General features: G+C 58.5%; 26 protein-coding genes. 8 read left to right on the plus strand and 18 right to left on the minus strand.

All coding sequences use genetic code 11. The annotated features are described in order from the left end of the window. Positions 1-109: 109 nt before the first annotated feature. The 4 genes from PMI26_RS03615 (at position 110) to PMI26_RS03600 (ending at position 3919) form a co-directional block, all read left to right on the plus strand. A complete protein-coding gene (locus PMI26_RS03615) occupies positions 110-769 on the plus strand; it encodes an aspartate/glutamate racemase family protein (RefSeq protein ID WP_007979428.1) in 660 nt (219 codons plus the stop codon). Positions 770-798: 29 nt separating this feature from the next. Further along, positions 799-1587: a hydroxypyruvate isomerase family protein gene (locus PMI26_RS03610; RefSeq protein ID WP_007979430.1), complete on the plus strand. Its 789-nt coding sequence runs from the start codon at positions 799-801 to the stop codon at positions 1585-1587. Between the two features lie 133 nt (positions 1588-1720). Then, positions 1721-2464, plus strand: coding sequence for an acetoacetyl-CoA reductase (gene phbB, locus PMI26_RS03605; RefSeq protein WP_007979432.1), 744 nt, complete (start codon positions 1721-1723; stop codon positions 2462-2464). A 93-nt stretch (positions 2465-2557) separates the two neighbouring features. Then, on the plus strand, positions 2558-3919 hold the full coding sequence (locus PMI26_RS03600; RefSeq protein ID WP_338009692.1) for a CitMHS family transporter: 1362 nt from the start codon (positions 2558-2560) through the stop codon (positions 3917-3919). A 186-nt stretch (positions 3920-4105) separates the two neighbouring features. Here PMI26_RS03600 and PMI26_RS03595 read toward each other — a convergent pair whose 3' ends face one another. After that, complete coding sequence (locus PMI26_RS03595; protein WP_007979436.1) at positions 4106-5029, minus strand: universal stress protein; 924 nt, start codon at positions 5027-5029, stop codon at positions 4106-4108. A 323-nt stretch (positions 5030-5352) separates the two neighbouring features. Between PMI26_RS03595 and PMI26_RS03590 the strand changes: the two genes are divergently transcribed. Further along, a complete protein-coding gene (locus PMI26_RS03590; RefSeq protein WP_007979437.1) occupies positions 5353-5778 on the plus strand; it encodes a potassium channel family protein in 426 nt (141 codons plus the stop codon). Between the two features lie 61 nt (positions 5779-5839). On the opposite strand, the gene PMI26_RS03585 is transcribed toward PMI26_RS03590, so the two are convergent. After that, positions 5840-6724, minus strand: a complete 885-nt coding sequence (locus tag PMI26_RS03585; RefSeq protein WP_007979439.1) for a universal stress protein — start codon at positions 6722-6724, stop codon at positions 5840-5842. Positions 6725-7059: 335 nt separating this feature from the next. On the opposite strand from PMI26_RS03585, the gene fnr reads away from it, so the two are divergent. After that, complete coding sequence (gene fnr, locus PMI26_RS03580; protein WP_007979441.1) at positions 7060-7803, plus strand: fumarate/nitrate reduction transcriptional regulator Fnr; 744 nt, start codon at positions 7060-7062, stop codon at positions 7801-7803. Positions 7804-7888: 85 nt separating this feature from the next. Here the strand turns inward: fnr and PMI26_RS03575 are convergent, their stop codons facing one another. Next, the gene (locus PMI26_RS03575) at positions 7889-8800 is read right to left on the minus strand and encodes a universal stress protein (RefSeq protein ID WP_007979442.1); all 912 of its coding nucleotides are present in this window, start codon (positions 8798-8800) and stop codon (positions 7889-7891) included. A gap of 225 nt (positions 8801-9025) precedes the next feature. Between PMI26_RS03575 and PMI26_RS03570 the strand changes: the two genes are divergently transcribed. After that, complete coding sequence (locus PMI26_RS03570) at positions 9026-9589, plus strand: GNAT family N-acetyltransferase (protein ID WP_007979444.1); 564 nt, start codon at positions 9026-9028, stop codon at positions 9587-9589. 54 nt (positions 9590-9643) lie between these two features. Here the strand turns inward: PMI26_RS03570 and PMI26_RS03565 are convergent, their stop codons facing one another. Both PMI26_RS03565 and PMI26_RS03560 read right to left on the minus strand, forming a co-directional pair. Continuing rightward, a complete protein-coding gene (locus PMI26_RS03565; protein WP_007979446.1) occupies positions 9644-10567 on the minus strand; it encodes a universal stress protein in 924 nt (307 codons plus the stop codon). Positions 10568-10591: 24 nt separating this feature from the next. After that, the gene (locus tag PMI26_RS03560) at positions 10592-10849 is read right to left on the minus strand and encodes a hypothetical protein (protein WP_007979448.1); all 258 of its coding nucleotides are present in this window, start codon (positions 10847-10849) and stop codon (positions 10592-10594) included. Positions 10850-11189: 340 nt separating this feature from the next. On the opposite strand from PMI26_RS03560, the gene PMI26_RS03555 reads away from it, so the two are divergent. Further along, entirely contained in the window at positions 11190-12110 is a 921-nt protein-coding gene (locus tag PMI26_RS03555) for a universal stress protein (RefSeq protein ID WP_007979450.1), read from the plus strand. A gap of 21 nt (positions 12111-12131) precedes the next feature. Here PMI26_RS03555 and PMI26_RS03550 read toward each other — a convergent pair whose 3' ends face one another. The 13 genes from PMI26_RS03550 to PMI26_RS03490 form a co-directional block, all read right to left on the minus strand. Continuing rightward, positions 12132-13331 carry a patatin-like phospholipase family protein gene (locus PMI26_RS03550; RefSeq protein ID WP_033048348.1) on the minus strand — a complete coding sequence of 400 codons (1200 nt, stop codon included), beginning with the start codon at positions 13329-13331 and terminating at the stop codon, positions 12132-12134. Between the two features lie 323 nt (positions 13332-13654). Then, positions 13655-13936, minus strand: coding sequence for a hypothetical protein (locus PMI26_RS03545; protein WP_007979455.1), 282 nt, complete (start codon positions 13934-13936; stop codon positions 13655-13657). 425 nt (positions 13937-14361) lie between these two features. Then, positions 14362-14949 (minus strand): peroxidase-related enzyme, encoded by a 588-nt coding sequence (locus PMI26_RS03540; RefSeq protein ID WP_007979457.1) that lies wholly within the window; start codon positions 14947-14949, stop codon positions 14362-14364. Next, positions 14949-15476, minus strand: a complete 528-nt coding sequence (locus PMI26_RS03535) for a CMD domain-containing protein (protein WP_007979459.1) — start codon at positions 15474-15476, stop codon at positions 14949-14951. The genes PMI26_RS03540 and PMI26_RS03535 overlap by 1 nt, the downstream gene beginning before the upstream one ends. A gap of 67 nt (positions 15477-15543) precedes the next feature. Further along, positions 15544-17109, minus strand: a complete 1566-nt coding sequence (locus tag PMI26_RS03530; RefSeq protein ID WP_007979461.1) for an ABC transporter substrate-binding protein — start codon at positions 17107-17109, stop codon at positions 15544-15546. A 54-nt stretch (positions 17110-17163) separates the two neighbouring features. Further along, complete coding sequence (locus tag PMI26_RS03525) at positions 17164-18177, minus strand: ABC transporter ATP-binding protein (RefSeq protein WP_007979462.1); 1014 nt, start codon at positions 18175-18177, stop codon at positions 17164-17166. Further along, the gene (locus PMI26_RS03520) at positions 18167-19180 is read right to left on the minus strand and encodes an ABC transporter ATP-binding protein (RefSeq protein ID WP_007979464.1); all 1014 of its coding nucleotides are present in this window, start codon (positions 19178-19180) and stop codon (positions 18167-18169) included. The genes PMI26_RS03525 and PMI26_RS03520 overlap by 11 nt, the downstream gene beginning before the upstream one ends. Continuing rightward, positions 19177-20097 carry an ABC transporter permease gene (locus tag PMI26_RS03515; protein ID WP_007979467.1) on the minus strand — a complete coding sequence of 307 codons (921 nt, stop codon included), beginning with the start codon at positions 20095-20097 and terminating at the stop codon, positions 19177-19179. The genes PMI26_RS03520 and PMI26_RS03515 overlap by 4 nt, the downstream gene beginning before the upstream one ends. After that, positions 20094-21068: an ABC transporter permease gene (locus tag PMI26_RS03510; RefSeq protein ID WP_007979469.1), complete on the minus strand. Its 975-nt coding sequence runs from the start codon at positions 21066-21068 to the stop codon at positions 20094-20096. Before PMI26_RS03510 ends, PMI26_RS03515 begins: the two co-directional genes overlap by 4 nt. Next, positions 21065-22525, minus strand: coding sequence for an FAD-dependent oxidoreductase (locus tag PMI26_RS03505; protein ID WP_007979472.1), 1461 nt, complete (start codon positions 22523-22525; stop codon positions 21065-21067). The genes PMI26_RS03510 and PMI26_RS03505 overlap by 4 nt, the downstream gene beginning before the upstream one ends. Positions 22526-22749: 224 nt before the next feature. Continuing rightward, positions 22750-23700, minus strand: a complete 951-nt coding sequence (locus tag PMI26_RS03500) for a LysR family transcriptional regulator (RefSeq protein WP_007979475.1) — start codon at positions 23698-23700, stop codon at positions 22750-22752. 145 nt (positions 23701-23845) lie between these two features. After that, a complete protein-coding gene (locus tag PMI26_RS03495; RefSeq protein WP_007979477.1) occupies positions 23846-24298 on the minus strand; it encodes a VOC family protein in 453 nt (150 codons plus the stop codon). Positions 24299-24383: 85 nt separating this feature from the next. Further along, positions 24384-26519, minus strand: coding sequence for a calcium-binding protein (locus PMI26_RS03490; RefSeq protein WP_007979479.1), 2136 nt, complete (start codon positions 26517-26519; stop codon positions 24384-24386). Between the last annotated feature and the right edge of the window lie 223 nt (positions 26520-26742).

Consider the following 26742-nt stretch of genomic DNA (forward strand, 5'->3'; position numbering starts at 1 on the left):
ACACCAAGCTTTAAAGAAAAATAACACACCTGATGCACATCAACACGCCAGTGACACTTCAGGACTTCACCGTACACCAACTTGACCTACAGCCATCCAGGAATCCGTCATGACCGCACCACGCATCTATTTGATCCATGCAACACCAGTAGCAATCGCACCCATTACTGAAGCATTCACTCGGCTTTGGCCTGAGGCCAGGCTGGCCAATTTATTGGAAGATTCGCTTTCCAGCGATTTGGCCGAGGCCGGTGAACTGACTCCGGCATTGAGCCAGCGGTTCTTGAAACTCGCTACCTACGCCGCAGAGTCCGGTGCTGATGCGATCTTGTTTACGTGTTCGGCATTCGGTGACGCGATCGATTTGTGCAAGCGCTCGCTGAGCATTCCGGTACTTAAACCGAACGAAGCCATGATCGAGGAGGCCATTCAACGCACCGGAAAAATCACCATACTTGCGACTTTCCAGCCGGCCATTGCATCGATGACCGAGGAATTTCAAGCCTATGCGCAACAACTGGGTGTCGATATTGAGCTCAATTCCGTTGTCTGCCCAGAAGCACTCGCCGAATTGCGCAAGGGGAATGCCGAGCGACATGACACGCTTATCGTCGATTCCGCACGCCCCCCTACCAATAGCGAGCTGCTGTGTTTTGCACAATTTTCCATGACCAGTGCAGCACAAAGGGTGAGCCAAGCAAGTGGTCTGCCTGTACTGACAACACCCGACAGCGCCGTATTGAAGCTGCGCAACCTTCTGAACGCCTGATGCAGATTCGAAGATTTGAGGAGTCACCCATGACCAGGTTGAACGCGCACATCGGCTTCCAGTTTACGGAATTGCCTTTTCTGGAGCGGTTCTCGGCAGCGGCCAACGCGGGTTTTCGAGCCATCGAGTTTCCCTCGCCCTATGAATACGAAGCTCCGCACATCGCAGAGCTTCTCCGCGAGCATGAACTCCAGATGGTGCAATTCGCCGCGCCATCGGGCCCAACCAAAGGCAACACCGGCATTTGCAGTTCAAAAGAAGCATTTCGATCGGATCTAACCAAGGCCGTTGAATATGCCAGTGCACTCGACTGCCGAATGGTTCACCTGATGTCAGGGGTGTCGCAGGCAGAACTTGGGGTCATTGCCGATAGCGGCATTTACCGTCGCAATCTGAAGTACGCCGTTGAGTTCTTGACTGGAGAAGGCATCGAGCCTTTGATTGAAGTCATCAGCTCAGATGAAGTCCCGGGTTACCTGATGAGCCACTTCGACTTCGCTGAAGAGATGCTCGAGACCCTGCCCGGCCTAGGACTGATCCTGGACACCTACCACACCGAGCTTCTCGGCGTGGATTGCCTGCGCAAGCTCAATCAATGGTGGTCGCGGGTGAGGCACATTCAGGTCGCTGACTTTCCCGGCCGCAACGAGCCAGGCACAGGCAACATCGACTTCCCGAAACTGCTCTCCATGCTGGAAGACCGGGCCTATCAGGGCTGGGTGGGTTGCGAGTACCGCCCTCGCACCTCGACGCTCGATGGGCTGGAAGAACTCTGGAGGATCATGAAACCGCATCCCCATGAAGATGACCGCTGGTAAGAAATTGTTTCTTTTTGGCGTAATTGTACTCCGTAACCTTGCAAAACAATTTCGACTGGGGTTTATTAGCCCCCAGTAGCCTTCAAAGGTTGCAATCAATGCTCCCAACAAAAAACACAACAGGAGTTTGCGCATGAACAAAAAGATCGCATTTGTTACTGCAGGTATGGGAAACCTGGGCACCGCAGTTTGCCAACGACTGGCACGTGACGGATTCACCGTCGTCGCAGGATGCGGCCCTGACTCGCCTCTGAAGGACACTTGGCTCGCTCAACAAAAGGAGCTTGGCTTTAACTTCATCGCTTCTGAAGGCAGCGTTGCTGACTGGGAGTCCTGCCGGAAGGCTTTCGATCAAATCAAGAAAAATGTCGGCCCCGTTGACGTTTTGATCAACAACGCCGGCACCGCTCGGAATGTTGTTTTTCAGGACATGCAGCCCAATGACTGGGCCACGGTCATCGATACCAACCTCAACTCGCTGTTCAACGTAACCAAACAGGTTATCGATGGCATGGCTGAACGAGGCTGGGGACGAGTGATCAACATTTCTTCAGTAAACGCCCAACTGGGCCAAGTAGGTCAAGTCAACTACTCAACTGCAAAGTCGGCAATCCGAGGCTTCACTCGCGCACTGGCACGAGAAGTCGGTTCCCGCGGAGTTACGGTGAATACCGTGTCTCCTGGCTACATCGCCACTGCCAAACTCAAGTCCGTCACCACGGCGGACGCGATGGATCGCATCATCCAGGACATTCCGACTCGTCGCCTTGGAACACCCGAGGAGATCGCAGCGGTATGCGCTTGGCTGGCCTCGGACGAGGCTGGGTATGCGAATGGTGCTGACTTCTCGCTTAATGGTGGCCTTCACATGAGTTGATACTCGTGTGAGACTCAGCGGCAACCCGCTGGATCAAACCAAAAATACAGCGGGAACCTTGATGCGCTTTTTTGCGCAGATCCCATAAAAACAATTGTACTTTACGTCAAGGTGATACAAATGCTCTCAATACTCGGCTACGGCATGATAGTGACCTTCATGGCACTGATCATGACCAAGCGGTTGTCACCGTTGGTAGCGATGACAACAGTTCCGATCGTATTCGCGCTCATGGCAGGATTCGGTCCGGACATGGGCAACATGATGATCGACGGCCTGAAAAAGGTAGCGCCGACCGCGGTCATGGTGATGTTCGCGATCCTCTACTTCGGCGTGATGTTTGATACCGGTCTGTTCGATCCGATCATTCGCAAGTTCATCAAGCTGATCAACGGCGACCCGATGAAGGCTGTTGTGTTTGCAACGCTTCTGGCAGGGATGGTATCGCTGGATGGCGACGGCTCAACGACGTACATGATCACCGTCACCGCGATGCTGCCTCTCTTCAAACGGCTGAGGCTCGAACCCTTGTCGCTGACGTGCGTGGTCATTCTGGCGGCAAGTGTGACAAACCTATTGCCATGGGGCGGACCACTTGCACGTGCCGCAGCCTCCTTGCAGGTTGATACGTCCGAGCTCTTTATCCCACTTATTCCCGTTATGGTAGTGGGCTTCCTCGGTGTTCTGGCGCTGGCTTACTTCATCGGTATTCGTGAGCGTCAACGTCTTGGAAAACTGCGCTTGTCAGTGGGTGCTGCTGCCACAGTTTTTGACGAGGAGACTGACGAAGGTCTGCCATCGATGTCAGACGAGAATGCCGAACTGCGTCGCCCAAAACTGTTTTGGTTGAACGCGGGCCTGACGATTGCTTTGATGGCCGGCTTGGTGGTGGAAATCTTGCCACTTTCCATTTTGTTCATGGTCGCGTTCTCCGTTGCATTGGTGATCAACTACCCACACATGAACGATCAGCGTCGTCGTATTTCCGCGCACGCTCCAACAGCCCTGAACCAGATCGCGATCTTCCTGGCAGCCGGCATTCTGGCTGGCATTCTTTCCGGAACGGGCATGGTCAATGCGATGTCTGCGAGCTTCCTGGCAATGCTACCAGCGACCTGGGGCCCATACATGGCGCCGATAACCGCGCTGGCGAGTATTCCGGGCACGTTCTTCATGTCCAATGACGCCTTCTACTATGGTGTGCTTCCAGTACTTGCCAAGGCTGCCGAAGTCTATGGCATTACCCACGCTGAAATTGGACGTGCCTCTCTGGTAGGCCAACCTGTTCACCTTCTGAGCCCTCTTGTGGCCTCGACCTACCTGCTCTGTGGCTTGGCAGGTGTGGAGTTCAGCGACCACCAGAAATACACCATGAAATGGGCGTTTGCGCTGAGCTTCCTCATCTTGATCGCTTGCTTGGTAGCAGGGTTGTTCCCTCTGGCAGCTGGTGTCTAAGGGAAAGTCGAGAGCAACTAGCTTCACCGTCGCGAAACAATGAAAAATCCCGAAAACAGAAATGCTTTCGGGATTTTTTGTGTTCGCTCAAACAAATTTCACTTCGGAGCCCTAATGCCTGGCCCAAAGGACATCGCCGCCGAAAGCGGTACACCGATGATTCCAGCGTCGTGATTTCCCGCCTTCCTACATCCCGCCCCCCGATAATGGCTTGACGATCATCAAACTGCACGGTGCCCTGTTCAACACACTCTCGGCGGTATCGCCGATAAACCGCTCAGGCCCATGGTGATAAGCCGTGCCCAGCACCACCATGTCGAAAGCATGCTGTTGAGCGAACAGTGCGATAACCTTGTGGGGGGAGCCCGCCAATAAATGTCGACGGGCATCCTTGATGCAGTAACGCTCGGCAAGCACATCGAATGCCTCTTGTTGGGCATCCTCGATAGCGTCTCTCAAACTCTCATCAAGACTGCCTGTCGGTACACTCATCGGCGCATCGCTTATCTCTGACCAACGACTGACGTTAAGCAAGTGCAACTGCGCACCGCAACTGGCCGCCAGAGTAGAGGCCAGGTCGAGTATTCGGTCATTCAACCCCTGAGTGAGCTCCTCCAGATGGGACAGATCGATCGCCGCGAGAATTTTCAAGGGCTTGGGATTTTGGGCGCTGGTCACCAGGTGCAGGTGGGTCGGACACTCGCGTAGCAATCGCCAGTCCACAGGCCGATGAAAGGCGCGGTCCAGAGCCGGCACATAATGGGTGTCCTTGATCACCAGGTCCGGAAGAAAGTCGTTCACGTACTCCAGCAGATTTGTCAGGCTCGACCTGGCCCAGACCACTTCGGTGGTCACCTGTATGCCGCTGCATCGTTGAAACCGGGCCTGCTGCTCCAGCCAATGACGGTGAACCTGCAGATAGCCTTCTCGTGCCTGTGCCATCGCGTCATGGTCAAGCAGACCGGCTACCGCCAGGGCCTGGACATAATCGAACGCGACAATGTGCAATAAGGCACCGGTTGCACCCGCCAAGGCATGTGCACGCTCAAACGCCGGGGTCAGGGTCATTTCGCTGGGGGCTATCAATAGAATGCGTTTGAGTTTGAGCATCACATACCTCGGCCTGAAACCTGCCTGAGTGCAAACCCGCCTGGCTGTCCGGGCCTTGAGTCAAATGCTTGTTACTTCGAGCGAACTCGTGACGGCAGCCAGCAAAAAGTCCTGTCGACTTGTTGCGACCGGAAAGCGGCAGTTCGATTATTTGGCGTTATGCCGTGGGGGATCTGACTTTTATCAACTAATCAACAGCTATCGTTAACGGAGCGACTGGCTTTCGATGACTTAAACCCTTATTGATTCAGCTCAACGATTTTCCGGCTTCCTGGCGTAGAACTACGCTGATGCACCGCCTCCCCTATCGCTGGAGATTTGCCATGCTGGCAGTCACGCTGATCAATACGCTGGTGGTGGTCATCGCCGTAGTGATCCACTACGAATGCCTGTTACGCCTGAATGACTGGCTGCCCCGGCTCAAGGTGTGGAACCGCTTCAGAATCGTGGTTGGCGTATTCGGCGCCCTCCTGGCCCACGCCATGGAGGTCTGGTGCTTTGCGCTGGTCTATTACCTGATGGTGCACTCAGGGGGATGGGGCAGCCTGACGGGTAACTTCGACGGTTCGCTGATGGACTGCGTCTACTTTTCCTTTACGACGTACACGACCATCGGCTTCGGCGATATTTCGCCTGAGGGCAACCTCAAATACTTGACCGGTCTGCAAGCCCTTACCGGGCTGGTGCTCATCACATGGACCGCATCCTTCCTGTTTCTGGAAATGCAAAAGTACTGGAAGCGCAAATAATCCCCTTTCTGACATATCAGACTCAACTGACGGTCTGGATCAAGTCTGGTACGGACAGGATCTAGACCGCCAGAACGCAGCAGGGCACCTGATACAGAATATGCTCGGTCGTGCTGCCCAGAAGCTTGTCCACACCATGGGACTGGACTCTGCCCATCACGATCACATCCACATTGTGTTCATCGGCAAACTCACTCAACGCCTTCACCGGGTTTCCCTCAATGAAATGTCGACGATCGGAGGGCACTCCGAACCGATCTGCCAACTCAATGAACGACGTTTCCAGGTCTCTGCGAAGCGCGTGGGTCAGGTCAGCGAGGGTCAGGCCGCCCATGTCCGCCAGAAAAGCGGCCGAGATATCGCAGGCATACAGCAAATGCAGCTCGGCGTTGCATTGCATCGCAAGGCTGCAAGCCTGCTTGATGATTCGGTCGTTCAGTTCATTGTCGGTAGACTCGACATCCGATACCTCGACCGCTGCTACTACCTTGCGAGGCAAAACGAAGCTGCTCCCGCCCACCAGAAACACCGGCACCGGACAGTGACGCAACAAATGCCAATCCAACGGGGTGAAGAAGGCCCGCTTGAGCGCGGACTCATGCTGAACCTCGTTGATCAACACGTCGGGTTGCATGTCCGTGACGTGTTCAATGATGTCTTGCTTGATGTCCTCGGCCCAGGCCACCTCGGTGGTCACCTCTATCCCCCTGCCACGCAAATTTTCGGCCTGAGCCTCAAGCCAGCCGCGATGGTCCTGCAGGTAGCGCTCCCGACCCGATTCTCGATCGCCCTCTTCAAGCAGCGATAACCATTTGGACGAAGGGGTCAGCGCCGCGATATGCAAACTTGCACCGCTGGCCTTGGCCAGCGCCGCTGCATGATTAATGGCTGAGGAATGGCGCAACGCCGGGTTGATGATCAGTAACAGGCGTTGATACTGGCTCATGAAAAATCTCCCGTGGGGTGGATATTCGGCTCAGCCTGGACGTCATGTGCCTGCAGTTGCCCGGCACTCGAAAAATCGCTCTTGTACTTCTCCGCCAGCGGATCAGGCCACCAACAGGTTTTTCTTGATTCTGAGCGCCTGCAGCGCTCATGACTTGATTTACATCAACGCTCAGAAAGTGCGCATTGACTGAATAACGCACAGGCATTGGGCATTGGTCCAGCAGAGGCAACGAGGCTTTCACCCGTTCGTCTATTACATCAACTATATGTTGGAACAAAGGGTGGCCTGGGCTGCTAGCGCGTATGCTGATCCTATCCGTGGGGAGACATGTCATGTCTGAAGCCATGCAGATTCAAAGTCAAAACCTCAAGTCTGCATGTTCCAACTGCAGCGTCCTGGAGCTGTGCCTGCCGCTTGGCCTGACCGGTCCGGAAATCGAACGCCTCGACACACTGATCGTGCAACGATTCAAGGTCAAAAAGGGCGCAACGCTTTACCGCGCGGGCGACCCGTTGCGTTCGCTGTATGCGGTGCGAATCGGTTCGTTCAAGACCAGCGTGCTGTCGATCGATGGTCGCGAGCAAGTCACAGGGTTCCAGATCCCCGGCGAAATACTTGGTCTGGATGCCATCAGCACCGATCTGCATGCGTGTAATGCCGTTGCTTTGGAAGACAGCGAGGTCTGCCCCATCCATTTTGCTCACCTGGAAAAACTTGCCCGGGAACTGCCTTCGTTGCAGCACAACCTGAACAAAATCCTCAGCCGGGAAATCGTTCGCGATCACGACATGCTGATGATGCTGGGCAACATGAACGCGGATGAACGCCTGGCCGCTTTTCTCCTCAATTGGTCGCAGCGCTTGAATACCCGCGGTTATTCGTCCAGCAGCTTTGTGCTGAAAATGCGTCGGGAGGAAATTGGCTCCTACCTGGGCCTGCGCCTTGAAACCATCTGTCGGGGCATCGCGCACCTGCGAGACCAGGGATTGGTGGAAATAAGCGGCCGCGACGTCAAGATCCTGAACATGGACGGGCTCAAGCAACTGAACGTGGGCTGCCATCGCAACCTCCACTGATACCGGCAGCCTGGAGAATCTGCATGCGTGCCATGTTGCTGGCTGGCGCTGTTGCGCGCAGGTCAGTTCAACGGTGCGATAGTGCTCACTCCCTGGCTCGCGACCTGACCACCAACAGACTGCCCGGCACGGAGTACAACGCCCGCTCTGTGTTGCTGCCGATCAACCGATCGAGCCCCACCCGATGAGCTGTGCCCATCACCACGACATCGGCCAGGTATTGCTCGACAAACTCACTGATCACCGGCACCGGCAGTCCCATGACGAAATGCCGTCGCTCCGGTGGCACCCCGTAGCGCTCCGCCAGTGCAACAAACGCCTGGTGCAAGGATTGACGCAGCTCTTCGCTCAGATCCACGCCCCAACCGCCCCCGGCCAATGGCGCGTCGCTGTTGAAAGCCGGCGACAGGTCATAGGCGTAAAGCAGGTGCAACGGCGCATCGCAGTGCAGGGCCAGGGCGTTGGCGGTCTGAATGATGGTGTCGTTCAAACCGCTCAATTGTGTCGACGGATCGAACGGATCCACTGCCGCCACGATTCGGTGCGGCAAGCTGTAACGAACGTGGTTGACCAGATGCACGGGGATCGGGCACTCACGCAATAAGTGACAATCGAGCGGGGTGATGAACACTCGCTTGAGCACAGGTTCAAGGGTTACATCCTTGATCAACAGGTCGGGCTTGAGATCCTCGACCGTCTTCAAGATATCCAGCAACGCATGGGTGGTGAAGACGGCCTTGACCGTCACCTGCAGCCCCAGGTCGCTGAGTCGATCGAGCTCTTCGGCCTCCCAGCGGCGGTAGCGACGCAAATACCGCTGTTGCTCTGCATCATCGACTTTTTCTTGCCATAAATGCACCACCGGTGCCGGTTCGACAAAGGCCCGTACATCCAGTACGGCCCCGGCTGCCTTGGCCAACGCGACGGCACGCAGCTGGGCGGGAGACTGATGCAGGTTTTGGTCAGCGATCAGCAGAAAACGTTGATATCGACCCATCACACACCTCCGTTCGACTCCGGTCATACAGTGCCGGGATGTTTTCAAGACTGCGCTCTATCACCTGGCGCGGTTTGATTTACATCAAGCCCACGCAAACCGGTGCCGCCGGCACAGCTGTCTGATCCAGATCAGATTCAAACGTCGCCAGCGGAGTAGAAAAGAACTCAAACGCGAATTTTTTGCCGCATGCCAATCTTGCAAACCGCACTGGAGGAACACCCCATGCTTACCGTCAAAGACCACAACGATCGGGCCGCGGCCACCTATGCCGCGGTCGACGGCCAATACTGGATAGAAGCGCTCAGGGACGGTCGCCACGTTTTGATCCGACCACTGGCGCAGAAGGATCGCGACCGTGAATACGCGTTCATCAAACGGCTGTCTCCCGAATCCCGGCACATGCGCTTTCTCGCGCAGATCAGCGAACCCGGCGCTGCGATGCTCGATCAGTTGATGGACACGGACAATAAACAGCGTGTGGCCTATGTCGCCCTGGTCCATGAAAAAGGGGATCTGATCGAGATCGGCATCAGCCGTTACGCGGCCACCCGCGAGCATGAGTGTGAATGTGCCGTCACGGTCGCCGATGAATGGATGCATCTGGGGCTGGGCACGTTGTTGATGGAGCATCTGATCAAGGCGGCGCGCAAAAACGGCTTTCGCCAGATGTATTCGGTTGACGCCTCCAGCAATGCCCCCATGCGCGACCTGGCCAAGGCACTCGGATTCGAGACACACAATGATCCCGACGACAGCCGTCAGGTGATCCATCGTCTTTACCTGTAGAACAAACGCTGCGCGATGTGCCGGCCAACGAATCGTCGCGGGGCGATCAAGCCCTCAGGATTGCAGCATTCTTCCCGGCTTGATCGCCAGCACACTGCACGGCGCCCGATGCAGCAGTTGCTCGGCGGTGGTTCCGAGTAATTTGCTCAGGCCCTTGTGCTGTACCGTGCCCATGACAATGACATCGGTACGGTGGTCCGAGACGAATTCACAGATACTCGGCACGGGTGCCCCCACTATGAAGTGACGACGCTGCGGTGACACGCCGTGGCGTTCAGCGATGGCCGCAAATGCCTCATGCTGAGCCGCTCCCAACATTTCATGGATCCCGCTGGCCAGCGGCAATGCGCCAATGCCCATGTCCTGTACATATATAGCCGTCCAGTCATACACATGCAGCAACTCAAGACTGGCATCACAGACTGAGGCCAGTTTCGCCGCGGCGTCGATAACCTGGTCGTTGAACACGCGGTCCTGATCTTCATCGCGCAACACATCAATGATGGCCAGCACGTTGCGTGGTCGGGCATTCAGCGCAGTCGTCACCAGATTCACCGGCACAGGACAATCGCGCAGCAGCTGCCAATCCAGCGGTGTAAAAAATACTCGTTTTAACGCCGATTCTTCCTGGGCGTCCTTGATGATCAGCGTCAGCGGCATCTCATTGATGAAGTTCAGAATCTCCTCATAAGGATGCTGTACCCACACCACTTCGCTGGTGACCTCGACACCCTGCTTGCTCATCAATCCGGCCTGATCCACGAGCCATTGGCGATGGGTTTGCAGATAGCCATCCCGAGCCCTACTGAATTGTTCCGGGGCGAACAACCCGGCCACCGCCAGGGCCTGGGAATAGTCGAACGCCACGATGTGCAACGGCAATTGCATCGCGAGCGCCAGCGCAGCAGCCCGGTCGAATGCCGGTGTCCGAGTCATGGCTGAAGGAGCGATCAAGAGTAAACGCTGAGATTGCGTCATGGGGCACCTCGGCACGCGGCCATTTCAATCCGGGAGTAGAACCACAGATTGATTGCTCCTTGTTCCGACCACTTGATTTTTATCAGTTGAGCGCGCGATATCCTTCAGGGCCGCCCCTGCCAGGCTAGCGCCGCTTGGCCAGACATGGGGCGCCTCGATACGCGCCGTGAGCTGACCAACAAATGCCTGTGCTTCTCCCAGAGTGTTGAAGTTCACTTTCAAGGCATCCATGCACACAACCCAGCAATGGCTTGCCGGTTTCTCCTTGATATCAATGATCATAGAGTCCTCCGTACTGCTTCGAGAATGCATGGTCCGGCTCCTTTCGACGAAAACAGCCGCTCTCACGTTTTCGTGATGCTCCCTCCTCCACCGTACGTATGCCGAGTTCGGCATGAGCCCAAAGATTGCGCCGGAGAGCCGGACGAAAAATTGATAACGGTCAACAATTTCGTCACTGGACGAAGCCCGGACAACCGCACGTCGGGCAACGCCATCCGTTCCCTTCCATTTGACAAAGATCAAACCTGGCGCCCTGAACAGCGGCAGGCTAGGTGCAAGGCTTCACTGCCCAATAACACCGCAGCCATCGGGGCAAGCGATTACCTACCGGAGATCTGTCATGTCCGATCAACTACGCTTCATGCTGGTCGTTTCGCCGCTGATGGAAAACAGCCCCGCCTTCGACCGGGCCGCTGCCTTGGCCAAGGCTTCAGGTGCTGCCCTGCACATCGTGGCGTTCGATTATCTTGAAGGGCTGGCGACTGCCGGAATGGTCAATGGACAGGCGCTGGAACAGATGCGGCTGGGCTATGTCGAGCGCCATCGTCAGTGGCTCGAAGACCAGGCCCGCCCCTTGCGCAAGATCGGTGTGCACGTCACCACGGAAGTCGTCTGGGTCGAAAGGCCTTTGCAGGAAATCCTCATTCATCTCAAAGAACAGCCGATGGCCGTATTGATCAAGGCACTGGAACACGAATCGCTGTTATCACGCCTGATGTTTACGCCATTGGATATCCACCTGCTACGTGAATGCCCGGTGCCCCTGCATTTTGTCAGTCATTCGCACAACACTTTACCGCGCAAGATCGTCGCCGCCGTTGACCCTTTTCATTCTGATGAGCAATACGAAGGCTTCAACGACAGCATTCTGCGCGAGGCCTCCAAACTGGCGAGCACCTGTAATGCAGAACTGGACGTGATCTACGCCCATGACCTTTCCAGCATCAGTGCAGACGAATTCGGTTTCAGCAATGGATCGGCGTTTTTTTCCTCGGGAAAAGCCAAGTCGCTGTTCGAAGCGCAGGCTGATGCGTTCCGCGAACTTTCTGAGCGCAACGGTATCCCGCCGGAGCACCAGCACATGATCATGGGCAATCCGGTCAAGGTGCTATCCAGCTACGCGCAGACTTATGACATCGATGTGATTGTCATGGGACGCATTGGTCATCGCGGCATGGAGCGGCTGGTTGGCAGCACGGTGGAACACCTGCTGTACAAGTTGCCCTGCAGCGTGTGGGTGGTTTCCCCGGAAAAAATCTGAACGCTTGATGACACGCTTGTTTCACCGTTTAGCGTTTTCCAGGTACGGCAATTTATGCCACGGATAGCCCTTCGCGCTGAGTTGAAAGGCGTAATCGAACAAACGCTTCATGTACTCGCCATCGAATTTCCGATCGTGCGCAAAGTTAAAGTCGGAGCCAATGTACGCAAGATTGAAATCCGCCCCATCCTGTTGCGCCATACGGTAGATACGCTCCAGGTCGCTGATCCCCTGGGTTTGAATCAAGGCGCTGATGGCCCGGCCGCCGATGCTCAATGTGCGGCGCTTGGTCCCGGCCCACTGCGGCTCCAGTGTCCCGTTACGAATGACATAGAAATGACGGTCGAACCGCAACGGTGCGCCGGTGGCTTTGCTCAGCGCCATCACGGTGCTGGGCGGGTAAAGAAACACTTGGGTGATGACCCCTCCGTCCACGTGCATTTCCTGGAACTGTTTGCCGTCAACGTCCACATCAATCATGACGGGTGAGACTGCACCGGGAATGCTCATTGACGCGAGCATGATGTTGCGAAAGAGGTCGAGCGCTCCCGGTGCCTGGCTTGCGGCAATCGCGCCCATGTTCCAGGTGACGGGCCGGCCCGAATCAAGGTCGGTTGTGCCGATCAGCAGGATTCGTCCTTTGGCATACTCCGTCGCGATCGCCGCAAGAATCTGTGCCGTGACGTATTTTGCGATGAGCCGCGACAGTGGCTTGCTGTCCGCTATACCGTCGCTGGCAAAACGGGTTAATACGTTTCGCGAATGAAAAATGTCTTTGGGCCCGATTGCGTTGGAGACATACCGAATCACGCTGTCGTAATCGGACCCCAGGTAAGCGAACGGGGCGACCAGGGCACCCGCGCTGATGCCGGTGACGACCTTGAACTGGGGGCGAGTCCCGTGCGTCGTCCATCCCGCAATCAGTCCCGCTGCGAAGGCGCCCGCATCGCCGCCACCGGAAACCGCCAGCATATTGGCCAGCGGAAGGATATGGTTCGGCTTCCCGGCCTTGGCGAGCTCCTCGCTCTCACGCTTGTTGGACTGAACCGCATCCTCAATGAAAGGCGTCAGGTCGTGGTCCAGCCTGTAGCGAGCATTGGGAATGCCGGGGATGACCGCTTTTTCCGTCAAGGTTGGCGGAACAGCGTCACGACGTGGCAGACACGCTTGAAGAAACATGTCCAGAGTTGAGGCGCCAGGTCTGAGCGGGAATGGTTTCAAAGCGCGTCTCCAGCCCTTGCCGTCGTCAGCAAGCGCTCATCATCCCGAGAGAGTCCCTACCCCGGCTGCTCGAGATGACTACACGCCAGCCCCGCCTGCGGCACTTCATTCGAACGCCGGGCTGCTCATTCTGCGCTCCTTTACCTGATAAAAAAACTCATTGGCCACGCGCGCCAGGTTTTATACGAAGCCATTGGACTCACCAGGTTAAAGGGCAGAGCGTAATATTCAACAAGCCGGGTTGGAGCGCCTGATGAAAGAGCATGGTTTCAATAACCAGCATAAGATGTGTCAGAACCTAGCTCGTCAGTGACAACCCACTATTAGAACAGGACGTTGTATTTATTGTTGGCGATATTCAGTGTTGCCATAACCCTGACAGAACTATCGGCGTAGAACTTCTGGACAATGCCGTCATATACACAGAGCACAACCCCTTCGCCGGATACGTATGAACTACCGTTATCCACCAATACCAAGTTGTGCACGCCGTAACTACGAGTGATATCTGGCTTGAGCCTGTTGCAAATGGCCAGATGATCAGGTTCGCCAGCAATGGTGATAAGGGGTGCAAGCAGGGTCAACAGGATGAGTGACTTTTTCACTTTGGCTCGCCTTAACGCACATTTATTTTGAATCTGACAGGCTCGGCATTCAGCAATACTGCAGACACAACAGGCGCACATGAATATATATTTCCACCCGGGTGTCGGAGCAAGTGCAAGATACCCGTGATTAGCTGCCTTAAAGTTCATGGCGCCGGATGGTAATTTTGGCTTAACTATCTGTCAATATGCGATATCTGCTAGATTTTTATGCGACACAAGACCATTAAATACAAAACTGACTGTTTAATTATTGGAAAATAAATAATAAATCCGACAAGCCAACCAGGTTAATGCAGAGCTTCAATCGTCAAGATCAGTGAATCCCCAGAAGCACGAAGCTCCTGCTCCCGAATCGATCACAGGAGATACTTTTCTGCCGTAGAAACCGTGGCCGACTCTTGATCGGCCAGGCCTGATGGGGGCTATGGGGCGGTAAACACAGGCTCACCCAGATTCAACATCAATCGATTGGCCCAGGCGAAAATCGCAATCGCGTGGATCAGATCCAGGACCTGTGCATCATCCAGCCCTTGTTCACGCAGTGTTTGGATGTGCCCGGCACTCAGCGAGGCTGGCTCAAGGGTCAGGTCGATCGCGAACTGCACAATGGCCCTTTCGCGATCTGTCGTGCCGGCCGTTGCCGGGTCGGCAAACACTTCGCTGATCACGTCGTTGCGCTTGGCCAGTTGCTCGAAGCGTTGTGCATGCACCGAGGCGCAGTACACGCACCGATTGATCCGCGACACCACGGTACTCGCCAGTTCGCGCTCGGCACGGGACAAACCGCCGGGTGCATACATGATGGCGTTGAATGCCTGCGAACGCTGGCGAAGGATGTCCGGGTGATGGGCCAGTGTCAGGTAGTAGTCCGACGTCATGGCCTGCGGATGACTCTCTTGCAGTACGGCCACTTGCTCGTCCGTAGCGTTGTTGAGGTCGACCGTAGGCAGCCAGGCTTTCCAGCCGAGCACTTCGTTGGTGAAGCCATTGCTGCGAATCAGTTCGCTCATCAGGCGGCTCCCGCGGACTGCAACGCGCCGAGCCCGGCGGCCAAACGCACTTGATAGGACAGGAAGGCAATCAACTGCGCCAGCACGACAATTTCAGCCGTGCTCAGGCCTTCGTGTTGAAGCGCTTGCAACGCCACCTGATCGCCATTGACGGGTGATTCGATCAGCGTGCGAGTGAACCCCAGGATCACCCGCAGACGAGCGTCTTCCAGCGTTCCGATGGCGCCGGAATCGACCGCGGCGTGTACGGTTTCATCCAGGCCCAGTGCCTGTAATTGCTCGAGGTAATGTGCCGTGAGTGTCGCCTGCGGTGTCAGTCGCGCGGCGTAGTAAGCCACCCACAGGCGCTCACCCAATGACAGGTTGTTTTCCAGTGCCGGATCAAAAAACAGATCCTGGCTGCCTTGCGTGGCCGAGGCCACTTTGGCCCGGGCATGGCGCATGGCGTGCAGATGTGTACCCGTCTGGATGTCCAGCAAACGGTCGAGCAAATCCGGCTCGGCGATGTGTTCAGCGGTCGAGGTCATGACAATTCCTGTAGGGCTGTTGGCGAGCATTGCGCGCAGAGCCCGGTGGGCCCTGGCGCAAACCGGTTCAAGGCAGTTCGGTGACCATGGTCGCCGCCGTGCGGTCGCTGACCAGCGGTTCGACTTTCAGGCCTTTGCGGGCGGCCCAGATGTTCTGGTAGTGGAACAGCGGGATGATGCCGACGTCATCGCTGACCACCTTGACCGAGTCCTGGAGGATCTTGCGGCGCCTGGCTTCATCAAACTCGGCGGTCGAATCCACCAACGCCTTGTCCACCAGCGGGTTGCTGTAACGACCCCAGTTGGAGGCGCCCTGCCCTTTGCTGCTGTCCACCGTGGTCAGGATGTTGGTCAGCGCATACGCCGCTTCCCCGGTGCCGTTGCCCCAGGCAATCACGCTGACCGCCAGTTCATTCTTGTTGGCCTTGCCGGCATACACCGCCCACGGCAACACTTCGAGCTGGACCTTGACGCCGATCCGCGACCAGAACTGCGCCACCGCCTGCATCGCTTCCGGCGCCTGCGGATAGCGGTCGCTGGGTACATGCACGGTCAATTGGAAGCCGTCCGGGAAGCCTGCCTGCGCCAACAGTTCCTTGGCCTGTTTCGGGTCGTACGCAATGTTCTTCACGTCCGGGTTGTAGCCGAAGGTGTTGGCCGGCATCCATTGATTGGCCTCGGTGACGGTGCCTTGCATGATGCGTTCATCGATGGCCTGGCGGTTGATCGCCAGAGACAACGCCTTGCGCACACGCACATCACGCAGCGGGTTCTCGGGCAGCGGCTGGCCGGCGTTATCACGAATGAACTCGTTGGGGCCTTCGCGAAAGCTTGGCTGGATGATCAGCGCACGCAGGCCCTGGTAGGCGTAGACATTGACCCCCGGGGTGTTGCGCAGACGCTCGACATCGGTGGGCGAAACCTTGTCGATCACGTCCACGTCACCGGCCAGCAACGCGGCAGTGCGGTTGGCGGCGTTGGCGATGAAGCGGTAGTCGACCTTGTCCCAGGTCGGCTTGGCGCCCCAATAGCTATCGTTGCGCTCGAAGATCGTCCGGTCACCCGGCACGTAGGAGACGAAACGGTACGGCCCCACGCCAATCATGGCCTTGCCCGAGTTGTAATCGGCGCTGCTGGCATCGGCGCCGGCGTGGCGACTGACGATGTAGATCGAATCAACATCCGGCAGCAGGTTCGCGTTGGGGGTGCGGGTCTTGATAATCAGCGTGTGATCGTCTTTGGCCTTGACCGACTCCACGGTACGTGTGGACCCGGCATAAGAAGCCACGCTGCCCGGCACATTGCGGGCACGCTCGAACGAGAACACGAAGTCATCGGCGGTCAGCGGCGTGCCGTCCTGCCATTTGACGTCGTCGCGCAGGGCGAACTCCCAGGTGGTGTCATCGATGACTTTCCAGCTCTTGGCCAGGCCCGGCAGGGTCTTGTTGTCCCGGCGACTGACCAGCGATTCGAAGGCATGCAGCGCCACCGAACGGTCACCGGCGTAGTTGTTCTGTTGCGGATCAAGCGACGAAACAGGATCGGCATAACCGATGCGCAGGGTCTGCGCGACAACACTGCCGGTCGCGAGGATAAGGGCCGAGGTCAACAGTGAACGAACAAGTGGTTTCATGGGTAATTCCTTGTACGCAATGGCAATGGGCATGACGAACGTCTTAGCGCTCGCTCAAAAGTGGTCGTTGAGGTGACACGCACTGAGGTGGTTCGGCGAAACCTCCCTGAGCGCTGGAGCTTCGTTGCGGCAGCGCGCTGAGGCGTGCGGGCAACGAGGGTGGAAATGACACCCGGCGGGCGGGTTCAGCGGGCTGGGGATTTCCCCTTTGATCGCGTCATAACGGGTACTGCGGACATCAAAACGCGGGATCTGCGCCAACAACGCCTGGGTGTAGGGATGGTTGGCGCGGGCAAACAGGTCATCGACTGACGCGCTCTCCACCACCCTGCCCAGGTACATCACCACTACGCGGTCGCACAGGTGCTCGACGACGCCCAGGTCATGGCTGATGAACAGATAGGTCAGGCCCAGTTCATCGCGCAGATCCATGAACAGATTGAGAATCTGCGCCTGAATCGACACGTCCAGCGCCGCCACTGACTCATCGCAGACCAGCAGTTGTGGCTGCACCGCCAGCGCTCGGGCAATGCCGATGCGCTGACGTTGACCGCCGCTGAACTGGTGCGGATAGCGCTGACGCAGCTGCGGGCTAAGCCCGGCGCGTTGCAGTTGCGCACTGACGTAATCGTCAAAACCCTGCTTGTCGGTGAGCCCGTGCAGCAGCGCGCCCTCGCCCACGATCCGGTCGACCCGCAGACGCGGATTGAGGCTCGACGACGGGTCCTGAAAGATCATCTGCACCTTCAGGCGCACGGCCTGGCGCTCATCGGCGGTCATGTTGTCGAGGGATTGGCCGTCCACCCACGCACTGCCCGACGACACAGGCAACAGCCCCGCCACCATGCGCCCCAGGGTTGATTTGCCGCAGCCGGATTCGCCGACCAGGCCCACCACTTCGCCACGGGCGATGCGCAAGTCCACGCGATCGACCGCCTGGGTCACCGGCCTTGGGCGCGTCAGGTGTAACCGTTGCAGCCAATGCCGGACTGAATGTTGATCCACTGGCTTGCCGAAGGTCTTGCTGACCTGGCGCAGTTCAATGAGGGGGACTTGATCAGTACGCATGGGCGGCTCCCGGATGAAAACAACGAACCGTCCTGCCTGGTTCGACCTCGCGTGGTTCAGGACTCTGTGCGCAGGCCTGCGACGCTCGCGCACAGCGCGCGGCGAATGCACAGCCTGCAGGCATCGACAGCAAGTCCGGCGCCATCCCGGGAATCTGTCGCAGGCGCTGACCGCGCTGGTTGCGGCTTGGCAGGCTGTCGATCAAACCCTGGGTGTAGGGGTGTTGCGGACGATCAAGCACGTCGGCGACCGAACCCTGTTCGACGATGCGTCCGGCGTACATCACGGCCACGTCGTCGGCCAGCCCAGCCACCACCGACAGGTCATGCGTGATCCAGATCAGCGACGTGCCCTGCTCGCGCACCAGTTTCTGCACTTCACTGAGGATCTGCGCCTGGATCGTCACGTCCAGTGCCGTGGTGGGCTCATCGGCAATGATCAGGTCAGGTGAATGCAGCAGCGCGATAGCAATCGCCACCCGCTGACGCATGCCGCCGGACAACTGATGGGGATAGGCGCGCAGACGCTCTTCAGGGCTGGCAATGCCCATCAGCGCCAAGGTGCGGCTGGCGTGTTCACGCGCGTCGCGCTTGCTCAGTGGACGATGGGCACGCACCGCTTCAATCATTTGCGTGTCGACCCGCAGCACCGGGTTGAGGGTCATCATCGGATCCTGAAAAATCATCGCGATCCGATTGCCTTGCAAAGCGCGCAGTTGAGAACCCGACAGTTTTGTGAGGTCACGGCCTTTGAACAACACCTGACCGCCACTGATACGACCGGGCTCATCCACCAGCCCGAGAATGGAAAACCCGGTCACCGATTTACCCGACCCGGATTCGCCCACCAGCCCCAGGATCCGCCCCGGCTGTACACGCAACGACAGGTCGCGCACCGCCGGCAGCACGCCTGCCCGGGTGTAGAACGAGGTGCAAAGCCCCCGCACCTCCAGGGTTGGCTGCTCGGCAGCCGACGGTGGTAAAGACACTTCAGGCTGGCTCATCGCTGTAACCTCGGGTTCAGGACATCACGCAACCGGTCACCGACCAGATTGATGGCGACGATGGTGATCAACAGCGCCAGCCCCGGAAACAGGCTGATCCAGTATTCGTTGCTGAGCATGTACTGGAAGCCGTTGGCGATCAGCAGGCCCAGGGAAGGCTCCGTGACCGGCACACCGAGGCCGAGAAACGACAAGGTCGCTTCCAGCGTGATCGCGCGAGCGATCTGCAAGGCGCCGATGACAATAAGCGGCGGCAGGCAGTTAGGCAGGATGTGCCCGACGACGATGCGCCACGGACCAATACCCTGCCCCCGTGCGGCGTCAACGTATTCGCGGCGACTTTCGGTTAATGCCTGGCCGCGGGCGGTGCGGGCGTAATAGGCCCACTCCAGCAGGACCAGCGTGAGCATCACATTGCCGACACCCTTGCCGAGCCAGGCGAGGATCATCAGCGCCATGAGAATTACCGGGAACGACAACAGCAGATCCACCAGACGCATCAACAAAGCGTCCACCCAACCGCCGGCATAGGCCGAGACCAGCCCCAGCAGCGTACCGATCAAGGCCGCGATCAACGCCGAACCGATGCCCACCCACAAACTGATCCGCAAGCCATACAGAATGGCTGAGACCAGATCGCGGCCTTGACCATCGGTGCCGAGCCAGTAGGTATAGCCGCTGTCCATGTTGGCGCTGCCCGGCGCCAGGCGTGCATCCAGTACGTTGAGCTGCATCAGGTCGTAGGGGTTTTGCACCACGATCCACGGGGCCAACACCGCGACCAGCACGATGGCCAGCAACACCAGCAGACCCACTACGGCGGTCGGCGAATTCATGAACTCGACGGCCACCCTCCTCCACGGCGACTGGGCCTGTAGACACACGCGGGTCGTCAAGACTTTCTGAACGGCATTCATCGGGAGGCCTCGATACGCACGCGGGGGTCGAGCAGGTAGTACAAGCCGTCGACAATCAGGTTAAGCACGACGAAGATCACCACGACCACCATCAGATAGGCCACCACCACCGGACGATCCAGGGTGTTGATGCTGTCCAGGATCAGCTTCCCGGCGCCGGGCCAGGAAAAGATGCTTTCGGTGACCACGGCGTAGGCAATCGTCGACCCCAACTCCATCGCCAGCACCGTGACCAGGGGAATCATGGTGTTGCGCATGACGTGCATGCACATCACTCGCATCGGTGACAGGCCCTTGGCCCGTGCGAACTTGACGAACTCCTGTGGCAGCACTTCCCGAACGCCGGCGCGGGTCAGACGCAACACCAGCGATATCTTGAACAGCGCCAGGTTCAGCGCCGGCAACAGCAGGTGTTGCAGACCATCGAGGGTCAGCCACGACCACTGCACGCCCAGCCATTCGCGGGTCTCGCCGCGCCCACTGGCGGGCAGCCATCCCAACTTGATCGAGAACAGCATGATCATCATCAACGCCACCCAAAACGCCGGCAGCGAAAAGCCCACGATGCTGGCGGCCATCATCAGGCGCGATAACGGGTGATCGGGATAGGCGCCGGCGAACATGCCCAAGGGCACGCCGATCACGACCGCCAGGAACAGCGCACAGAAGGCCAGTTCGAAGGTGGCCGGCAGTCGTTGCAGGATCAGGCGCATGGCGTCTTCGTGATAGACAAAACTCTGCCCCAGATTGGCGTGGGCAACCCCCTTGAGAAAGATCAGGTACTGCTCCCACAGCGGCTTGTCCAGCCCCAGGTGGGTGATGGCCTGCAAGCGTTCGGCCTGGTTGAGGTCTTCACCCACCAGGATGTCCATGGGATTGCCAATGGCGTTCAGGCCGATGAACACCACCAGGGTCATCAGCACAATCACCAGCAGCGACTGAGTCATACGCCGCAGTGCCCAGCCGATCATGGCCGCAACTCCTCAGCGGTCGGCTGGCTCGCCACCCACTCATCGCCCAGCAGTTCGGGGTCTGCATAGCTGCGCATGGACTCGAAATGCAGCGCGATGTCTTCGTTGAACAACTGGCCGACCAAGGCGTGGGCCAGGCGTTTGGAGCCTTCGCTGATGGCCGGAATGTCGCCGGACACCGCGCCATAGTTCAGTGCCGCGGGATAGCTGAAGCAATGGATGTGGCTCAGCCCCGGGCAGAGACCGGGTGTCTTTTCCTGGAATTCGAAACAGCTGCCCAGGTCCGGCAGTTCGGACAGTTCGGCATCGCGTTCAGTGGGCGGGGCCTCGAAACGATCCTGCCAGGTGCGGATGTGCCGGGAGAACGGCGCGAACTCCGGACGCTGGTCAAAGTCAGTGCGAAAACCGGTGGCGAACACCAGAAAATCCGCTTCGATCCGGGCTGTGGGCGTGTGCAGCCACAGACCGCCAGCCGGATTTTCTTCCACCGCGACAACCGGGCTGCTCAACAGGAACCGCGCCCGGCCCGAGCAGGACACTCTGAGCGTGCTGCTGCGTGGCGGAGGCACTTGCTGCGTATTGAGGTAGTTGCGAATGCGCCATTTCCAGGCGTCCGGCAGGCGCCAGTAACCGTGGACCATGCCCGGATTGCCAGCGCCTTTGCCTTTGTTGATGCGGGGTAACTCGGCGCGACGGATCAACAGGTCCACCCGTGTCGCACCCGCTTCCAGCGCGGTGGCGGCACTGTCCATGGCTGACGCCCCGCCACCGATGACCGCGACGCGTTTGCCTTCAAACCACGCATCCTGCAAACCGTCCGCCGAGTGCGCCCACAAGTGACCCGGCAGCTGCCGGGCGAACTCAGGCACCCAGGGTCCACCCAGGCCGTCGCGCCCGGTGGCAAGCACGACATGGCGCGCCAACAGATGATGCGTCTGCGCCGGCGTCACGATGTCCAGTTCAACCAGCCCGTCTGCCCTGGGCGCAAGCCGGTTGACGCGATGCTCGTTGCGCACGTCCAGCGTCAATACCTTGCGATACCAGCGCAGGTAGTCGGCCCATTGCAGACGCGGAATCTTGTCCAGCGTGGCCCAACCCTCAGCGCCGAATTGCGCTTCGAACCAGGCGCGGAAAGTCAGCGCAGGCAATCCCAGTGCTGGCCCGGTCAGGTGTTTGGGTGAACGCAGGGTTTCCATGCGTGCGGTGGTTGCCCAGGGCCCTTCGAAGCCTGCCACCGACTGATCGAACACCACCGCTGCCACACCGAGGTGGCGCAGTTCGGCGGCAAGGGCCAGGCCGGCCATACCGCCGCCGATGATCGCCACCTCGAGCACCGGCGTGCCTTCGCTCACACGTGGCTTGACCCATGGACTGGCGGGAAGGTCGAGCCAGGCCAGGTCCTGGCGCAAGCGTGCTTCAAGTGCCGCAAGGCCTGCGGGTGGCTTTACATCGGACATTGATCGCTACTCGATGACGATCGAGAGCAAATCACTCGACCCTTGATTGAAATCACTCCATCAACATTGAACGGCTATAAATGAATTCTTATAGCTATTGAATGCTTAAAGTGAATACTAAAAGGGACCTTTTATTCCTGCAATGCGCAAAAAAACATAATGATATTCACAAATGGAATTAGAAGACTCTAGAGAAAGCAACCCGCGACTGTGGCTCAGCCGCCCTACTCGGCGTAAATGCTCTGCAACAAGGCATCATGGACGCCGGCTTCATGCATGATCATCTGCGGCAGCAACAGCTTTGCCGAAGCGGCGATCTCGCCGATCAGCGCACGCGCCACATCGGACAACGGGCTGGCGAACGCCGAAATCAAACCGAAGAAAAACGGGATGTTGCAGGCAATCGGCCGCACCACCACGCCTTCCAATGGCACCCCCCTGGCGGTAAAGGGATCGACCAAGGCCACGCCCAGCCCGACTCTGGCCATCTGCATCGCAATCAACGATGTGTTGGTGTCGAGCATGCGCGGCGGCGCGCCTCCTGCGTCCTGGAAAGCCTTGTCGACGCGGCGCCGAAAACGATACGGATTGGCCATGGTGATCAGGGTCTGCTGCGCCAGCAGTTCCATGGACAGCACCTCGTGCACCGCCAGTTCTGAGCTGGCCGGCAACACCGCGACACAGGGCGCCTCGCCGATCCAGTGAATATCCAGTCCGCGATGCTCCAGCGGCAGACTCACCGCGCCCAGATCCATGGTTTTCGACAGCACCGCCTGCACCACGTTTTCCGGCGACATGCTCTGCAACTGGATCTGCTGCGGGCGAAGGCTGTCAGGCAATCGCGACAACGCCACAGGCAACAGCCCTGCCGCCAGCGCCGAGATCGCTACCAGTTTGATTTGATTGCTCTCTTCCCGAGCGATGTGCTGCGCGCGCTGGCGAATGTTGCGAATCCCCAGCAGTGCGCTTTCGACTTCGCCGTACATCATGAACGCCTTTTGGGTCGGCATGACCTTTGGCCCGCTGCGCTCGAACAAAGCGAAGCCCAGCTCTTGCTCCAGCTCCTGAATGACCCTTGTCACCGAGGGCTGGGAACGACCGAGCATCTTTCCTGCTGCGGTGACACTGCCCGCCGACATCACAGCAGCAAACGCTTCGAGCTGACGCAGATCCATAAGCACGCCTTAATCAATACTGAGACTGGCAGGAGCGCGAAATGCAAGGCTCCCAGGTTCGAAGCGCGAAAGTCTACACGCTGTCGAGGCATATATCGCGCTTGCAACCGGTCCGGTGGTGACGCTCAGCCATTGTCGCAGGTGCTCATCGAGAAGCGTGCTGCCCGAGTTCCTGGGCAAGTCCGATGAGAATACCTTCGGGGCCGCGGATGTAGCACAGACGATACGTCTCTTGGTACCTGACCACGTTGCCGACGAGCTCTGCGCCGTGTTTGTGGAGCCTGGCGAGTGTGTCGTCGATGTCTTCCACGGTGAACATGACTCGCAGGTAACCAAGCGCGTTCACCGGGGCGCGGCGGTGATCGGCGACCACGGGGGGTGCGAGGAATCGGGAAATTTCGAGCCGGCTGTGACCGTCCGGCGTGCGCATCATGGCAATCTCGACGCGCATGTCGCGCAATCCTGTGACGCCATCTGCCCAGTCGCCCTCGATGGGCGCGCGCCCCTCGAGCTCAAGGCCCAGTTCGGTGAAAAACTCAATGGCAGCGTCGATGTCTTCTACAACGATGCCGATGTTGTCCATGCGCTTGACGGTCATGCTGTCTCCCTGGCGCTTGAAGGGGCCCGTCGCCCGGCCTGAGGCATGCTCACGCCCTCAACCGGCGTGAGCATGCGTCGCTCACTCAGGTAAAGGCGAAATCCGACTCGGTGATGGCGGCCTGTGGCACGCCGCTCAAGGTGATGGTTCCCACCCCCGGCTGGCCCGTGACGCTGATGACGGCCTCGCCGAACTGTTCTCCAACGGTGAGGTTGGCAAAGGTCAGACCGCTGGCGCTCAGGTCGATCAGATCAATACCGTCCTCGAAGTCGGCGATGGTGTCCGTTCCCCATAGGGCACCGAACTGGAACCTGTCCGCATCGAGGCCAGGTTCGAACTGGACGCTGCCGACCATGAAATCACCCGCCGCACTGCCCACCAGCCGGTCGTCCCCGGTGCCGCCAATCATGAAGGCACCTGCGCTGCCCGATTGCAGCGTGTCGTTGCCTTCATTGCCCTCAAGGGTCGTCTGGAAGGCGAACTCGGCGCTGCTGCCGATCACCAGGTCGTTGCCGGCTCCGCCGAAGGCACTGCCGAAATCCTCGATGGTGAGTGTGTCGTTACCCTCACCGCCGAACAGATTATCCAGGCCAGTGCCGCTGAGCAGCACGTCGTCCCCCGTACCGCCATCGAGCAGGTCCTCTCCTGCCTGACCGAACAACTGGTCGTTGCCGCCAAGGCCGAAGATCTTGTCGTCGCCATCGGTGCCGACGATGATGTCGTTGCCATCGGTGCCCGCCGTGACGAACTCGGTATTGTTGCCGAAGTCGCCCACCGTGAAGTTGTTGACGCCCAGGAAGTTCACAGTGAAGTCGGTGCTGTCGAGCCGGCCGTTGTCATCGTCGTCCGCTATCAGCCAGGTGTTGCCCTGGCGGACCGTGTAGAACAGGTCGGTGATGCCGTTGCCGCCGCCGACAAGTACTGCGCCAAGCTGTGGATTGAGCGTGACCTGGCCACGAAATACGAACTCATCGTTCAGCTCGAGCGTATCGCCGCCGGCCACACCGGCGCCCTGGAAGTCCTGGACCGTATCGAAGATCGCGAAGGTCGAGCTGGGGTTGAACGAGCCAAGGAAGAACTCGAACTCGTCATTGCCGGCACCGCCGTTCAACTGGTCTGCCCCGGCGTCGCCTTCGAGCGCGTCGTCACCATTGCCGCCGAACAACTGGTCGTTGCCGGCATCACCGAACAGTTCGTCGTTGCCGTCCTCGCCGAAGATCTGGTCGTTACCCTCGCCGCCAAAGAAGTCGTCGTTACCGACACCACCGAACAACTGGTCGTTACCGGCATCGCCGTCGAGGGTATCGTTGCCGGCACCGCCATTGACGATATCAGTGCCGTTACCGCCGGAAAGAGTCGTGTCATTGCCGGCGCCACCATCAATGATGTCGTTGCCGTCGCCCCCGGTGATGAGGTCGCGGTCATCGCCACCGTTGAGGGTGTCATTGCCCAGCCCCCCGGTAAGCCGGTCGATTCCCGCGCCACCGTTGAGGATGTCGTTGCCGGCGCCGCCGTCGACGATGTCATTGCCGTTGCCGGCGTTGGCCACGTCGTTGCCACCGAGCGCGAAGATTGTATCGGCGTCCGGGGTGCCGTTGATCACGTCATTGCCCTCGGTCCCACGTACGACGAAGGCCGTGGTGCCGAAATCGGCTCTTGTGAGGTTGTGCTGTCCCGTGAGTTGTGCGGAGAAGTCACTGGCATCGAGCACGCCATTGTCGTTGGAGTCCGCGAACAGCAGCGTGCTGGCGGCACCTACGGCATAGAACACCTCGGTAAAACCGTTGCCACCGAAACCGAGCGAAGCGCCCAGCGTCGGCACCGTGGGGCGAGCCCCCTCGAAAACCAGGCGGTTGCTCGCGGAAAGAAGCAGGTTGTCACCACCGGCAACGCCGGCCCCCTGGAAGTCGGTCACTGTGTCGCGGGCCAGGGAAGAGGATTCCACGCCACTGCCGACAAACCAGTTGAAAGCGTCATTATCCGCGCCCCCGGTCAGGGTATCGGCACCGACACTGCCCGTAAGACTGTCGAGTCCGGCGCCACCGCGAAGGAGGTCATCGCCGTCACCACCGACGAGTTCATCGTTGCCGTCCCCCCCTTCTATCGTGTCGTTGCCTCCTTCACCCAGGATAAAGTCGTCTCCACCCAGGCCGAAGATCTGATCATCCTCCGGGTTGCCAAATATGAAGTCGCCTTGTTCAGTCCCATTGATAACAGCCATGGTACTACCCTCCATTAAAGGAAATGGTAAGCGTTAACTGCGTTACAGCGGGTTGAGAAAATTAGACAAGCTCAAGGCGTGACAAGTGCGCCATTTCGGCCTCACCGTTTATCGCGAATGGAGACGTGTATTGCGGAGCGTTCGCCCACCTTCCAACGCCGCCATACGGCTGGTTCGGGTGTTCCAAGGCAGTAGGGTTTGAAAAGCGACTACCCCCACGGCG

This window comes from Pseudomonas sp. GM33 (genome assembly GCF_000282295.1).
Classification (GTDB): Bacteria; Pseudomonadota; Gammaproteobacteria; order Pseudomonadales; family Pseudomonadaceae; genus Aquipseudomonas; species Aquipseudomonas laurylsulfatiphila.